General features: G+C 67.7%; 13 protein-coding genes. 6 read left to right on the plus strand and 7 right to left on the minus strand.

The window, feature by feature from the left end:
• Positions 1-63 precede the first annotated feature (63 nt).
• The 3 genes from D0T12_RS04450 (at position 64) to D0T12_RS04460 (ending at position 3407) form a co-directional block, all read left to right on the plus strand.
• Positions 64-1572 (plus strand): CocE/NonD family hydrolase, encoded by a 1509-nt coding sequence (locus tag D0T12_RS04450; protein WP_117397923.1) that lies wholly within the window; start codon positions 64-66, stop codon positions 1570-1572.
• Between the two features lie 178 nt (positions 1573-1750).
• Positions 1751-2590, plus strand: a complete 840-nt coding sequence (locus D0T12_RS04455; RefSeq protein ID WP_158581409.1) for a VOC family protein — start codon at positions 1751-1753, stop codon at positions 2588-2590.
• A 112-nt stretch (positions 2591-2702) separates the two neighbouring features.
• Positions 2703-3407, plus strand: coding sequence for a hypothetical protein (locus D0T12_RS04460; protein WP_147339371.1), 705 nt, complete (start codon positions 2703-2705; stop codon positions 3405-3407).
• A gap of 86 nt (positions 3408-3493) precedes the next feature.
• Here D0T12_RS04460 and D0T12_RS04465 read toward each other — a convergent pair whose 3' ends face one another.
• Positions 3494-4141, minus strand: coding sequence for a CGNR zinc finger domain-containing protein (locus tag D0T12_RS04465; protein ID WP_117397926.1), 648 nt, complete (start codon positions 4139-4141; stop codon positions 3494-3496).
• 110 nt (positions 4142-4251) lie between these two features.
• Complete coding sequence (locus D0T12_RS34720) at positions 4252-4626, minus strand: hypothetical protein (RefSeq protein ID WP_147339372.1); 375 nt, start codon at positions 4624-4626, stop codon at positions 4252-4254.
• Positions 4627-4724: 98 nt separating this feature from the next.
• Here D0T12_RS34720 and D0T12_RS04470 point away from each other — a divergent pair, with 98 nt between their 5' ends.
• Positions 4725-5186 (plus strand): nuclear transport factor 2 family protein, encoded by a 462-nt coding sequence (locus D0T12_RS04470; protein ID WP_117397927.1) that lies wholly within the window; start codon positions 4725-4727, stop codon positions 5184-5186.
• A gap of 272 nt (positions 5187-5458) precedes the next feature.
• Here the strand turns inward: D0T12_RS04470 and D0T12_RS04475 are convergent, their stop codons facing one another.
• Complete coding sequence (locus D0T12_RS04475; RefSeq protein ID WP_117397928.1) at positions 5459-5800, minus strand: hypothetical protein; 342 nt, start codon at positions 5798-5800, stop codon at positions 5459-5461.
• Positions 5801-5814: 14 nt separating this feature from the next.
• On the minus strand, positions 5815-6159 hold the full coding sequence (locus D0T12_RS04480) for a hypothetical protein (protein ID WP_147339373.1): 345 nt from the start codon (positions 6157-6159) through the stop codon (positions 5815-5817).
• A gap of 173 nt (positions 6160-6332) precedes the next feature.
• On the opposite strand from D0T12_RS04480, the gene D0T12_RS04485 reads away from it, so the two are divergent.
• A complete protein-coding gene (locus tag D0T12_RS04485; protein ID WP_158581410.1) occupies positions 6333-8936 on the plus strand; it encodes an ATP-binding protein in 2604 nt (867 codons plus the stop codon).
• A gap of 116 nt (positions 8937-9052) precedes the next feature.
• On the opposite strand, the gene D0T12_RS04490 is transcribed toward D0T12_RS04485, so the two are convergent.
• Positions 9053-9649: a class I SAM-dependent methyltransferase gene (locus D0T12_RS04490; protein ID WP_199487274.1), complete on the minus strand. Its 597-nt coding sequence runs from the start codon at positions 9647-9649 to the stop codon at positions 9053-9055.
• A gap of 342 nt (positions 9650-9991) precedes the next feature.
• On the opposite strand from D0T12_RS04490, the gene D0T12_RS04495 reads away from it, so the two are divergent.
• A complete protein-coding gene (locus tag D0T12_RS04495) occupies positions 9992-10486 on the plus strand; it encodes a hypothetical protein (RefSeq protein ID WP_117397931.1) in 495 nt (164 codons plus the stop codon).
• A gap of 316 nt (positions 10487-10802) precedes the next feature.
• Here the strand turns inward: D0T12_RS04495 and D0T12_RS04500 are convergent, their stop codons facing one another.
• The gene (locus D0T12_RS04500; RefSeq protein WP_158581411.1) at positions 10803-13193 is read right to left on the minus strand and encodes a trypsin-like serine protease; all 2391 of its coding nucleotides are present in this window, start codon (positions 13191-13193) and stop codon (positions 10803-10805) included.
• Positions 13190-13657, minus strand: coding sequence for a hypothetical protein (locus D0T12_RS04505; RefSeq protein ID WP_147339374.1), 468 nt, complete (start codon positions 13655-13657; stop codon positions 13190-13192). Before D0T12_RS04505 ends, D0T12_RS04500 begins: the two co-directional genes overlap by 4 nt.
• Positions 13658-14772 lie beyond the last annotated feature (1115 nt).

Consider the following 14772-nt stretch of genomic DNA (forward strand, 5'->3'; position numbering starts at 1 on the left):
CGCCGAGAAATCGGGCGAGGCCCCTGGTGGAGAGATTTCGATCGAAGGTGAGGGTTCGCGTTGATGGAGACCGCGCAGTCCCGTCAGATTCCCCGGCCGCTGCTGCTCACGGTCGAGATGAGCGACGGAGCGCGCCTTTCGATGCTCCGCTATCCGTCATCGACCGGTGCACCGGCTCCGGCCGTCGTGGTGATCACCCCGTATCGCAAGGAAACGGCGTTGCACATGGAGTTGCTCGCCCGTCCCATCGCCGAAGGCTACGAAGTGCTCGTGGCGGATGTCCGCGGCTTCGGCGGCTCCACCGGTGCCTACGGCGGTGTCCTGTCGCCGCGTGAGATCGACGACGGCGTGGAACTGCTGGAATGGATCGCCGCCGCCGATTTCTGCACCGGCCGGACCGCGCTGGTCGGGGGCTCCTACTCGGGCTTGAACCAGCTGCTGATCGCACAACGCGCCCCCCGAGGCCTTCGCTGCATCGCGCCGTGGGTGGCGCCCGCCGACACCTACCGCGACATGTGGAAGCGAGGTGGCATCCCGTCGCACACGGCGTGGGGAGCCGGCACGTTCCTGAACAGCCAGCGACCGGAGGCTCAGGCGGCCATCCTCCAGGCGTTCTATCGGGACATCGTCGGCACCGGGCTCGACGGTGAGCTCTTCCGGGCCAGTTCACCCGATCTGGCGTCGATCCGAACCCCCGCCTTCTTCGGAACCGGCTGGTTCGACTACTTCCTGGCCGGCACGATCCGCGCGTTCCGATCGCTCTCCGGCCCGAAACGCCTGCAGATCGGCCCGTGGAGCCACGAACCTTTCCTCACCGAAGAGCGTCGGGAGGAGTTGTCGCGGTGGCTCGGCTACTGGCTGCGCGACATCGGCGACAACCCCTGCACGCCCGAGGCCAACGCCGTCTTGTGGTGCGTCGGCGCGGAGGAGTTCCACACTCATGGCGGATGGCCCGCCACCTCCGACATCGGGTGGCGGCGCTGGGCGCCGGTCGACGAGCCGACGACCGTGCCGATCCTGCCGACCGCCGCCGGCGTCCCACCGCCGCCACCCACCCGGATTCACCCGGTGGTGGACGTCTCGACGAACTCCGGTTTCCGGCTATGGGGAGAGGCGACCACGTTCGACTCAGAGCCCTACCAGGAGCCGGTGCGCCTGCTCGGACCGGTGGCGTTGCACGCGGCGCTGGCCGCCAAGGGCTGCTCCGACTTCGACCTCAACGCGCGACTGTCGATCGTGAAGGCCGACGGCGGCGTCCGGCAACTGACCGAAGGGCGGCTCCGCGCATCGCACCGCGCGCTCGACGAGGATCGCAGCGAGCATGCGCCCGACGGCGAGATCGTCCTGCCCTGGCACCCGCACGAGGCGGCTGAACCGGTGCCGGAGGACGAACCGGTGCGGCTCGTGGTCGAGATCTACCCGATCTACCTCCAACTGGCGCCCGGAGAACGGCTGCGGCTGGGGCTGACCCTCACCAGAAGCGACGACAGCGACGTCCCGGTCGACGCGATGCTCCTCCCGGAGACCGTCGTCCTCCTCCCACTCAGCGTGTCCGAACCAGAGAAGGGCTGACGTCCGCGCCTTGGCACCCAGAATGGGCCGCTGGGAAAATGAGATATTCCAGGCGGCGACTTCCCGGGCGAAGTAGATCAATCAGCAGAATGATCAACCGATGTTTGGTGCGGAGGAATTTTTGGCGTGTCGTGCGCCGCGTACGGTTGAGGTGTGCGATGGGGGAGAGGCTGGTGCGATGCCGCAGGTGAGCGGGCACCCTGAGAGGTGGCCGTGCTGGATCGAGCTGGCAACGCCGAACCTGACGGAGTCCCAGCAATTCTACGGGCGCCTGTTCGGTTGGGACTTCTACGTCCTCACCCTCACCTCCCAGGGCGAACTGGAGGTCTTCACCCTGGGAGGCATCCAAGGCCCGGAGGTCGCCAGCGCACGGGCGCTGGCTGATGACACCCAACCGGCGTCGTGGACCTGCTGGTTCCGCAGCGACGACCTCGAGGACACGATCGCCGCGGTGCTGGCGGCGGGCGGACTGGAACTGGCCGAACCCGACGACGTCGCCGACCTCGGCCGCTTCGCGTTGTGCGCCGACTCCCAAGGCGCCGATTTCGCCGTGTGGAACCCCTACCATCTGGCCGGGGCCGGTGTGGTGGACGAGCCTTCCGCGCCGTGCTGGATCGAACTGGCCGCTCGCGACGTGGCCGCGGCTCGCCGTTTCTACCATGCGGTGTTCGGCTGGCGGCCCGTGGACCGCGGCGGCGGTTACACCGAGTTCAGGGTCGGCGAGCAGCCGATGGCGGGCCTGCTACCCCTAGGCCCGCGACGCAGAGGACTGTGGCCGAAGAAGCCGGCGGCACAGGACCAGCAACGGCCGGCGCCGTACTGGATGCCATATTTCGAGGTGGCCGACTGCGACGACGCCGCGGCCCGAGCCGTCGCGCTCGGCGCCACGGTTCAGGTAGCGCCGACGGACGTCCCGCCCGGACGGTTCGCCATTCTGAGCGACCCCCGCGGGGCCCGGCTGGGTCTGATTACACCTAACGACCCCGAGGTCAGGGACGGTTTTCGCCGACCCGCCTGATTGGCAGGCCGGAGGCGGAGTACTCATCGAAGATCCCGCAGCTCCTTACGCCCGGTAAGGCCCAGCCGATCTTGATTGACCGGTACTCGCCTTCGTCGAGATCCTTTAGCCCATGACCGAGGGGACATGGTTGAACCGAGAACACCAGATGGCACCAGGGACGGAGATCTTCCGCAGCAACCGCCGCTTCGCTCTGGAGGCGTACTCCGCAAGCCACAGCCAATTGCTGCTGCGCAGCATCCGGGACGACAGAAGGCCCGGCCAAGGCGACGGGACGACGATCGACATCCTGTTCAAGCCGGTCGACGCCCTCAAGGTCGAAACAGATTTCCACGGGCTTGTCATCCACCGCGCCACCACCGCTGAGGAAGCGCAGATCAAAGCCTCGCTCGCCGAAGACCTGAAGTCGGCGAGTGCCCGCGTCTTCCTGCTCGACAGCCGTGACACGACCGGCTATGTGGTCAGCGCGGCCGTCGGTTGGCGCGAAGGAATCCTCGGTCCGACCCGCCGCAGCTTCTTCAACAACGCCGGTCCCTGGGCTCCACACTGGCCCACCCAGCCCTTGGGCGGAGTCAATCCGGGGTTCAACGAAGCCACCGCAGAGGACCTGATTAACGCCATCTCGTCGCCGACAACGGCACGACGAGACCGATTCCGCACCGTCCATGTCGTCATGACCCGAATGGACATGCGGGACGGCCCGGAGTTCACCGGGGCGGGTGTCTTCCTCACCCCGCAAGACGCCGAAGACGCCCGCGAGCAGCTTGCGCCGCGCTTCACCGACTGCTGGATCGAAACACTGCCGGTCGCCCTCTGAGCGCTGCGGAGTCAGTGGGTGTTGGTCGAACACCTAAGTCGGACGTGGCGAATGTCTGCCGCAGACGAACCTCTCGCAGGGGCGCGTCAACGTGTGCGGTCGCCTGCCTTGTGGCGTTGGTAGTGGCGTGCGGCTCTGGCGCGGTTGCCGCACGCTGCGGAGCACCACTCCCGGCGCGGGTGTTGCTTGATGAAGTAGAGGACGCAGCCGGGTGCCAGGCATGCGCGTAGCTCGTGACGCTGCTCGCTGGTGAACAAATGGATCGCTTGCTCTGCGATACCGGCTGTGATCGCCGCTGGCGTCTTCGACCCGGTCTGGACGAGGCGCCTGGGCTCGACACCGTCGCGCCAGTCGAGTCGGCTCCAGTGAGGGGCTTGCGCCGTGGCGTGGTTGATGACGCTGATGGCTTGAACGAGGTCCGCGACCGCTGAGGCGGCGTGCTCTCGCGGGTCCTCGGTTTGGGTCGCGGCGAGGCGGCGTACGGCGTCGCGCAGCTCGCGTAGCCGCTTCCCGGTCTCCTCCAGGTCGCGCGTCGACGCAACCGCCAGCCAGCGGTGCGGCTCGCGGTCCGCGCAATCGGGAATCCGTGGGGCCGCGCGTAGCCATGCGGCGACCTCGTCAGCGGTGGTGAGGGCGTCGTGGACCCCTGAACGCTCGGCCCAGACGGTGTTCATGAACTCCACCGCCAAGGGCTCGCCCAGGAGCGGCGCGCGTGTAGCAGTGCCGGTCGGCATACCGACATCCTACTGGTTCTAACGGAAAGAGATGCGTCTACCCGTTTGACAACCCGGACGTCGGTCTGCATGATGCTTAACGGGTGAAGATGCTTGCAACCATTAGAAAGCTAAGGGAAGGCAGCCATGTAGGGGGCGACGACCGGCCGGTCGTGAGCCTGCGCGAACACGCAGCCTGACCCGTCCAGCCCGCACAGACACACCCGGCGCCGAGATGGAACGGCGACGAGTCCACACACGACGGCCAGCCTGGTCGCGTCCGACACCGGACCGCTCGGACATGTCCGCTCGGCACCCAGCAGCACAAGCTCAAGGAGGAAGGCGCATGCCACGCCGGACCGATCGCCGACCCCACCGCGTCGCTCCTCTTCGTCGACTTCGCCACCGGCCGAACCCTGCACCTGGCCGGACGGGCCGTCATGGAGACGACCGCGACGGGCGGCGACGACGTCCACACCGGTCGGCTTGTCCGATTCCACCTCCACGCCAAGACCACCGGCCCACGCCTTCCCCTCCGAGCCCACGACGCCTGAGCCGCCCCCGTTGACCCGCGCGACCGCTCCGTACAACGAAAGGACCAGTGATGACCGAGAGCCGCCCGCCGTTCCCGCCCTTCGATGAAGAAACGGCACTACAGAAGGTGCAGGCCGCCGAGGACGCGTGGAACACGCGCGACCCGGACCGCGTGAGCCTCGCGTACACACCCGACTCGGTGTGGCGTAACCGTGACACGTTCGTCACCGGCCGCGAGCAGATCATCGAGTTCCTCACCGCCAAGTGGGAGCGCGAACTGGACTACGTGCTGCGCAAGAGCCTGTGGGGTTTCCGCAACAACCGCATGGCCGTCCGCTTCCAGTACGAGTGGCACGACTCCGAAGGGCGGTGGTTCCGCAGTTACGGCAACGAACTCTGGGAGTTCGAAGAGAACGGCCTCATGCGGCGCCGCGAGGCCTCGATCAACGACGTCGCCATCACCGAGGACGAGCGTCGCTGGTTCGGCCCCCGCGCCGAGAACGAATACGGCCGCGAGATCCCGCTCCAGTGACCGACGACCCGCGCGACCCCGTGGATCATCCGGCAAGATGACGCCGCCCGCTCCCGTGTCAGCCGGTGGCCCCTGCCGTCGGCGCCGGCCCGTTCAAGAATGTCATTCCAAAATCAGAATCAATCACGATAGCGCGATGATATGTCGCTTCCGGGATCGGCCAAATGATCTCAAAGATGAGAGATGGCTCCACGTCCGGGCTCGCAGAGACCGGGTGTCCCGAAGCGCCGCCAAGACCCTGGCGATGTCTTCGGGCACCCGGTCACTGGTTCTCAGGAGCAGGGGAAGGTCTTGACGGCCGTCGGGGTCTCCTTGAGCCGGTAGGTGCGGCTCGACGTCCCGACGCACTTGTAGGCGGCGCCGCCGGTGCCGGTCGCGGTCACGTTCACCCAGGAAGTGCCGGACTTGCGCTGGATCGTCGTGGGCAACGGGTTGTCCACGCCAGGGGGCTCGCAGTATCGCGACCGCGCTCCGACGACGGAGCCGTTGAAGTGCTCCAGCTCGATCGACAGGAAGCAGGCTCGTGCCTGCGCCGGTCCGCTGGACAGGGCGATGCCGGTGATGGCGGTGCCGAGCACGGCCGTGGCGAGTCCCGTACGGATGATGCGTGACATGTGTCGGTGTCCTTTCAGGAGCAGGGGACGGTGGTCTGTTTGCTGGGCGCTTCCTTGAGCCGGTAGGTGCTGGTGGCGGTGCCCTTGCAGACGTAGCTGGCACCTCCATCGCCGGTCGGCGTGACGGACACCCAGGTCGTGCCGCTCTTCTTCTGGATCGTGGTGGGCAGCGGGGACAGCACGTCGGGCGGGTTGCAGTAGATGGAGCGGTCGCCCAGTACCGCGCCCTGGAAGAGCTTGAGGTTGTTGCGCGTGATGCAGGTGCGTGCCTCGGCGGATGGGCTCGCCACCACCGTGGCGCCGGCGACGACCGTGCTGAGCGCCGCCGCCGACAGGGCCGCTTTCCTGACTCTGGACATCACGATTGAGGACCTTCCTGTCGTGTCGATGTGCCGGACACATGTCTACGGACCGGGGGCGAGGCGGGGCATCGGTGAGCGTTGCCCATATGCCGGCGTACGGGGTGCCTACATCAGAGTTCGTGGTTCTCACGGATGGCGAGCGGACGCGACCGGGTGTCACGATTGCGCACATGGCGGGGGCCATCATCGAGCGTGATTTCGAACTGGGAGTTCTCGCGGCGGCAGTGCGGGGCCTGCGAGCCGACAGCGCCGCGGGCGGGACGATCGTGCTGGTGACCGGGGAAGCCGGGATCGGCAAGACGAGCCTCGTCCGCGCCTTTCAGGAGGCGCACCGCGACGGGTTGCGCGTGCTGGTGGGAGCGTGCGACGACCTGATGGCGCCATGCGGACTGGGGCCGTTGCGGGAGGCCGCGTGCGGTACGGGTGGCCCGCTGGAACGGGCGCTGGGCGGGGCGAGACCGAGGGAGGAGGTCTTCGCCGCCGCGGCGGCCGAGTTCGGCGGGCCGGATCCGGCCGTGCTCATCGTCGAGGACGTCCACTGGGCCGATGACGGGACACTGGACGTGCTGCGATACCTGGCGCGGCGGCTGGTGGACCTCAGGGTCGTGATCGTCCTGACGTTCCGAAACGAGGCGGTCGGTGCCGGCCACCCCCTCCAGGAGTTCCTCGGGGAACTGGCCGGGGTCGCGGTACGGCGCGTGCCGTTGCGGCCGCTCACGCCCGCGGCCGTGGAGGCGCTCGCTGAGGGGACGGGACGCGACAGCGCGGCCGTTCACGAGCTGACCGGTGGCAACCCGTTCTACGTGACCGAGGCGTTGGCGGTGCCTCCCGAAGTGATTCCGGAGACGGTGAGCGATGCGGTGCTCGCAAGACTCCGGCGCCTGGGGGATGCCTGCCGCTCGGCGTTGGAGCGACTCTCCGTGGTGCCCACCTACGTGGGGTTCGCGTTGGCGGAGGGCCTGCTCGGCGGACGACTCGACGTCCTGGCGGAGGCGGAGGAGCAAGGCATTCTGCTCGTCCGGGACGAAGGGCTCGCGTTCCGGCACGAACTGGCGCGGCGGGCCATCGCGCAGAGCGTTCCCGCACTCCGGCGGCGCGAGCTCAACCGAGCCGTGGTCGCGGTGCTCCGCGAGCAGGAGAACCCCGACCTGGACCGGTTGGTGCACCATGCGGTCGAGGCCGACGACGTGGCCGTCATCCTGGCTTTCGCTCCCGAGGCGGGGCGCCGGGCGGCCCGCGCCGGATCGCGTCGGCAGGCGATCGCGCACTACGAGGCGGCGCTGCGACACGCGGGCGAACTCTCCCTTCGGGAAAGGGCCGCGCTTGTCGACGACTATGCCTGGGAGCTCTACAACACCCATCGCTATCCCGAGGCCGTCCTCGCCGCGAGCGAGGCGGTCACCTTGTATGAGGGGCCGGGCGATCCGGTGCTGTTAGGGGAGGCGCTGGTAAGGCTGTCCCGGCACATCTTCATGACGGGTCGCACGGAGGAGGCCGAAGCGGCCGTGGTGCGAGCCGTCCGAGTGCTTGAGGACGCGGATTCACCGTCCGCGCTGGCGCAGGCGCATGCCAACCACGGAGCGTTCCTGGCTCTCACCGAGCGGGCGGAGGAAGCCATCCACCTGTTGCGGCAGACCATGAAGGAGGCCACGAACGCGGGCAGAACCGATGTCGTCGCGTTGTCCGCCAACTACCTGGGAATGGCCGCGACCGAGGTGTACGGGCCGGACGGTGGCCTGCGCTTGCTGCGCGGAAGCCTCGCCCTGGCCAAGGGCGGCGGTCACCACGAACACACCGCTCGCGCCTACACGAACCTCGGCGAACTGCTCTATCGGTTCGGACGCTATGACGAACTGGACGCCTCCCTGAAGGAAGGGCTGGCATTCGTGGACGACCACGGCTTCTGGTCCCACGCGTACAACCTGGAAGCGCATCGCTGCCTGCTGCATATGCGACGAGGGGACTGGAACACCGCGCGGGAGGGACTGCGCAGACTTATCGAGGACGCGGGCGATCCCGGAATGCTTTACCTGTACAGCGTGCCGCCGTACGCGAGGCTGCTGGCGCGCTGCGGAGATGAGCAGGCGGGGCCGCTGCTCGGCGAGGCGTGGGCAAGGGCACGGCGGCATCGGTCGCTGCTCGGGCTCGCGTACGCGGGAATCGCCTATGTCGAATGGGCGTGGCTGGCCGGAGCGCCGGAGGTCGCCGATCAGGTCCGCGACGTCCTCCTACCTCGAACCGAACGGCAGGGGGCCGCACCGCTCCGGGCAGAGCTCGTCCGGTACCTGGCGCGCATCGACCCGGGCGAGACCGGCTTCCCCGGCTGTCCCGAACCGTACGCGAGCGGCCTGCGAGGCGACTGGCAGAGCGCGGCGGCGGCGTGGCGACGGATCGGAGACCCGTACGAAACCGCCCTGGAGTTGGCCGAGGCCGATCAGCCCGGCCCGGTCCTGGAGGCGCTGGACATCCTGCGCGGCCTCGGCGCGACCGCTGCCGCCGGCAAGGTCCGGGCCCGGCTGCGCGCGCTCGGCGTGTCCCGGTTGCCGCGCGGACCGGCCGTGACCACCCGCACCCATCCGGCAGGCCTCACCGAGCGGCAGGCCGACGTCCTGCGACTGCTGGCACAGAACCTCACCAACGCCGAAATCGCGGACCGACTCGTCGTGTCGGTCCGCACCGTCGACCACCACGTCTCGGCCATCCTCGGCAAGCTCGGCGTCCGCTCACGCCGAGAGGCCGCCGCCCTGCACGGCGCCCATGCCGAGACGCCCTGAACCGGAACCCGCTGCCGTCGTTCGAAACGCCGAGCAGTCCCGACAACTATGAGCGCGGCAAACGGACGAGCCGATCTCGGGAACTCTGCCAGCGGCCAAAAAGTCCGGCAACACTTTCAGGCCCGGTGGCGGAGCCTGTACCACTGCGGTTCGGTCTTGTTCATCGGCCAGCCCAGACCCGCGGTCTCCGCGGGGTCGACGGTGAGCAGTTCCCACTGCGGGAACGCCTCCTCGACCTCCGCCTGGGACACCCCGCCTATGCGGGAGCGCATCCGGCTGGGGCCGAAGGCGAGGATCAGCAAGGTGGCGTCGCGCCTGGCGAGCGCGGAGACTCCCCGTCCCACAGCACTGCGCCGACCGGAGTCGAAACCCTGGAAGCAGCCGATGTCGAGGAAGAAATCGAACGTTCCAAGATCGGCCGACCGCAGATCCGTCACGTCACCCACGAGATAGGTGATCCCCGCGGTGTCGCGGCTCTTGGCGGCCTCGATCGCGGCCGGCACGTAGTCGATGCCCACCGCCTCCCAACCGCGCCGCGCGAGGTCCGGGGTGAACTGCCCCCGTCCGCAACCGAGGTCGAGCGCACGACCGAGGGGACGCGACCGGTCGCCCTCCTCGCGGTCCAACACGGCCGCGATGCTCGTGGCGGCCGCTTTCCCATAGCGCTCCCAAGGGGTGTACCCCAGACGGTACAGACGGGAGTAGTTCGTCATCCAGGCTCCTCGTGCCAGGGGTCGCGCGCCGGTCACCTGCCGCCATCAACTACAACCCATAGTACTACGGACTGTAGTGCATAGCCGGACGAGATGCTTCGGAAGCGGCATGAGACGTCCGGGCTTTGTCCTGTGGTGGCGGTGCGACCCTGCATCAGCCGCCTGTCCCCGCTACCGAGGTCGCTTGGGAGGACATGCGCTCATGCCATGAATTCTCATGTCGTCGCGGGTGACAGGTTTCGATGCGGGACGGCTTCAGGGTAAGCATTGGATCAGTCGACGAGCCTGCCAACCAAGCTTCCAGGGCTCGCCCTCGTGCTCTCCTGTTGACAAGGGAAAGATATGAGCCAGCTACTGAAGATCGCCAGTTTGCTCACCGTTGCCGACCACTACATGTTCGGGTTCGAGGACGAGCAAACCGTTGGCTCGTCGGAGCTGCTGCCCGATGAGGGCTCATGGATCGGCTGGGGAGAGCATGGCTTGATGATCTCGGTCATCACCGAATTGCCGGAGAAGGAAGTCCGCCTTGAATACTGCGGTGGCCCACCTCCCGACCCGGACGGCCATGAGATGACCGAAATCTCCACGGTGGCTCTACCAACCGGTTCGATCAGCCACTCCTTGCTTGCCGGCGGGATCGAGCACGACGTCTTTCGAATCCCTCCAGGCCGCTACGTGGTGCGCATATCGTCATGGGATCGTCAAGCCACCGCCCTCGAGTACCGGCAGGCCGGTGAGCGTAGCGACTTCGACCGCACCGATCCCGAGTTCGCTGCCGCTTACCAGCGACTCACCGGCAAGGAGAGGTATCTGATCCAGTTCTGGCCGGAAACCTGATGCCGCGGGGGCTGCCATCGTCCGCAAGCTCCTCATCGCGCCGGCCGGCCTGGCGCTCGCGATCTCATTGGTGGGGTTCCTGACGAGCTACTTCGGCGCTTCCGTCCTCGAACCGGGTGCTTGGGTGTCCGCCGGCAGAGTCGCCCAGCACCCGGACGCCGGACAGGCTGACCTGAGCGCGGCGACTGCGCGGGCCCGTCTCGTGCCGGATCGGGTTTCGTGCGATTTCGGGCGGCGCAGCTCTCCGCGCCGCCGATCTGGCCAAGAACTTTGAACCCCCGGGCGCGTCCGCATCCGGGGGTTCAACGGTGAGCCGCTAGAGGGCAGGTGGGAACACCCAGGTTTCGTTTCCGGGGCATTCGAGCAGCTTTCTTTCCTGGCGTAGGGCGCAGGTCTCGAACGGTGTCCAGATCCAATCGCTGTCCTTGGCGATCCTTATGCTGATCATCCCGGTCATGAACTGTCGGCCCGCGCATTCGTGGGGTGCGCCTCGGCACGAATGCGGCTGCTGGACTTTCAGAGTCGTACACCAGCGCCGGTTGCACTCGGCGCTCTTCTGCGCACCGACCCACTGGTTCTGCGACTGCAGCCGTGCGGCGACCTTGATCTGGTCGATCCATCCGCTGTCGCAGGTCACCTCGCTTTGGGCCGCCGTGTCACTGCCGGTCAGCATGAACTCCGACCAGTGCCACTGGCCAGGTATGTGCATGTAGTAGGTGCACTCCACGTTGAGCCGCGTTCGTGTCGAAGGGTTGTACGCGGTGTACCGCCGCTTATTGGTTTTCGGCGGGTCGGTGCGTGCGGTGCGGTCGTGCAATCCGGCGCTCTTCGCGGCGACGTCGGCTTTGCGACCCTCCCACCATGCGTTCCACAGGGACCATTTCTGAGCTCCGGTGCCGTTGCACGTCCACACCTGGAGTTGAACACCCTCTACGGCCTGGTTACCAGGAACGTCCAGGCATCGGTTGGTGAGCGGGTTGTACAGCGACCCGTCGGCCCGGTGCGTCCAGGTGGTCTCGGGTCTGGCCGCGCAGCCGCCGCCGGTGACCTTGTCGCCGTCCTTGACCGGGCTGCTCGGCACCACCTGGAGGCAGACGTTCCTGTCGTCGATGCCCAGCGCCTGCACCTGGCCCTGGCCGCCCGTGCCGGGAAGCCTGAACCCGGCCTCGCCGTAGCACCGTCCAGTCAGCGTTCCGATCTTGTCGAAGTCGCGGGCGCACATGTAGCCGTCTCCGGCGGAGGACATGAGCAGCCCGGTCGGATGGCCGGCGCTGCTCCACAGCGTGACGCCCTGCTCCTCGATGCTGATGCTTTCGTCGTTCTTGCAGGTCAGTCGGGCATTCGGATGCCCCTTCGTCGGTGAGGCCCACCGTACGGTGCCGTCACCCCGGGCCACCACGAGCTGCCCGTCTGTGCCGAACCGCAGCGTCCAGTCTCTGTGGTGGCGACCGTGGCCTTCGGTCCGCCAGCCGGATCGGGCGACGAGGCCGCCTTCGAACCACCACAAGAACTCGCGATTGTTCTCGCTGATGCACAGCGGTTCGAAACGGTCGCTGTAGGAACGGCTGTAACCCGTGGACGCCTCCAGGCTGTTGCCGGTGCCGCTGCGCCAGAGCAGCCTTCCACCTTCGGTGATGCGGACGTCGCCGTCGTCACGGCATTCGAGACGGGCATTGGGATGGCCGTTGGTGCCCGACCACCACAGCTGTTTACCACCCTTCCATATGACCAGGTTGCCGTCGGCGTGAAAGTGCAGGTACTGGGGTGTGTCTGCGGCGGCGAGCCGGTACCGGGTCATCGAGGTGTCGAGCACCTTCAGGAGCCCTTCGCCCATGCGCAGACGTGCGCCGCCGTTGGGGCTGTAGCAGGGGTAGACGACCTTGCCGGCGCTAATGTCCCACCAGCGGTCGTGCTTGGCGTCCAGGTAGGTGCGCGTGGTGGACGACTCCACCCATCCGGCGAGGTCGTCGACGCGGGTGCCGGTCGCCTCGGCGGTGGCGCCCTCGGGTGCGCCGTGACAGCCGAGCAGCCCGGATGAGGTGTGCACGGCGACCAGCTCGGGCTGGCGGTCACGGACACGGTATTCGGGCCCTCCCGCGTCGCCCTCGCATATGGCGGCCTTTCCGCCGCCAGCGGTGAGGCCGACCGTCGCACCGTTCACGCTCTGTACTGTGAAGTTCGCGACGTGTGCCCTGTCCGGCACCCAGTCCGTGTTGGTCCGCCCGTACCCGGAGCCGGTGAGCGTCTCGCCCGCGGACGGTGGCGTACCGGCGATCCGAACGGTACGCCGGGCGGCCCAGCCGTCGATCTCGGCGAGGACGAGGTCACGCTCGGGGTGCGTGACCAGCGTCAGGACCGGTCTTCTGAGGCCGCTGGCAGCGGAGGCCAGGGTGTGACGGCCCACGGTGGCAAAGGTCGCCGCAGGCACCGGCACCTCGGCTCGTCGGCCTCCGCGATCGGCACGGGCCCCTGTCGCGGAGGGAAGGCAGGACTTGGCGGTCAGCACCCAGTTCGGCCGCACCAGGGCCCCGCTGCAGGCCCGCTGCGCGCCGAACTCCAGGCGTACGGTGAAGTCGGGATCGGTGAGCTCCTGCCCGCCGCCGATCGCCCGTGCCGGGGGCGCGGGCGCGACGAGCGTCGCGGCGAGCACCAGCCCGGTCAGGACGGCCACCCAGCGGCGCGAGAGGCGTGCCACGCCGCCGGTCATGACGCCGCCTTCGTGCGCAGTTCGATCAGCGTCTCCGGGCCGTTGTCGGGATCGGCGCCCTCGCCGACGGGGGTCCATTCGTCCGGACGGATGTCGTAGGTCTTTTTGTCTCCCCCCTCAGTGATCAGGGTCGCTTTCGTCTGGTGCCGAACGCTGTCACCCTTGATGTAGTAGGTTTCGGGGATTTTCACCTGGAGAAACCCGTCAGTGCCCGGCCAGGCCCGGACGGTGAAACAGAGCAGACCTTTGGTGGAGGAGCGGACCTGGAGCAGTTCGCCCGGTCCGCACTCGGAGTATTCGATGAGACCGTTGCCCCCGACCAGTTCGATGCCCCGCTCGGAGCCGATTTTCTGACCGTCGGGGTGCAGGCCGGTCTCGATGATTCCATGCTGCCCCGGCGGCGGAGCGGACGCCCGCCGCTCCTGCGTCGAGCCGGCCGAAGCGGCGGCCCGCCAGGCGAACATGAGCAGAGCCGCGAGGACGACGACGATACCGACCTTTAACAACGATGGGGCGCCGAGGGTACGAGGCCCAGACATAAGATCTCCTGACGACGGGTTTTCGAGATCCTGACTACGGTAGTTCCAGGAAGGTTGACCATGATCATGAACCTATGACAGGTCCCCGTCAAGGTGTCGCCCGCCCGACCACTTCCTCGTGCGATGTCCCCGGTCGGCCATTACTGGACATACAGACCGCCAAATGTCGTCAACTCAATCGTGCCGCGCCCAGGGATGATCACGATGAGTGCATAAATCGTCGCGCACCAGATACAAACTTCTGATCAGGTGCCGGGCCGGGTGGGCAGCGAGCTTCTTGTAACAGGTGACCGCGGCGAACAGGTGGCCGTGTCATTCGTGACGGACGAACGAGCGCCGGCAAGGCCAAGGGTGCGCTCGCCCATCCATCGGTACCTGGCGGTTGACCCTGGCACATCGGCGGCTGAGACGGCGACCGCCGGCGGCGCTCGACAGCTGGTGTATTTTGCCGCCCTACTTGCTTCGGGCGGCCGGATCGGCGCCGTTCACAAACCTCGACCACCCGACCCATGACCCGAGATTGTGACGGCCCTCATTTCAGGTCCTCGAGTCCCTCGCCCCGGACACCAGTTATTCGATCAGGCACGGACTGGAGGAACTTCTGGTGACCAATCTCCAGGGCGACGCCGAGACAGAGCGGCGGCGATTTGATTTTGGTGGTCACGCGGGGACGGGAACAGTCGGTCGTGTGGGCGGCCGTAGGGCGGCGAGAAGTCCGAATGCCGCGAGCGCTGCCAGAGCGAGCAGCGCCTGATCTGCTGCGGGAGAGGACGCCGAGGCCGTGTGCAACGACGGGCTGGTGGACAGGGACGCTCCCGTCTGCGTCAAGCCGGCGGCTATGGCGATGCCGAGAGTCGGACCCACGTTCATGACGGTCTGTTCGAGTCCGCCGACGATTCCGGCATGCCCGGGCGGGCGTCACCGACGACGGTTTCGGTGGCGGTGACCATGACGGCGGCGAAACCGGTGCCCTGCATCGCGAAGCACGCCGCCGGCGGCCCAGCCGGGCGAGGTGAGCTAGCGGCCCGACCGCACCAGCC

Origin of the sequence: Actinomadura spongiicola (assembly GCF_003432485.1) — a bacterium.
Taxonomy (GTDB): domain Bacteria; phylum Actinomycetota; class Actinomycetes; order Streptosporangiales; family Streptosporangiaceae; genus Spirillospora; species Spirillospora spongiicola.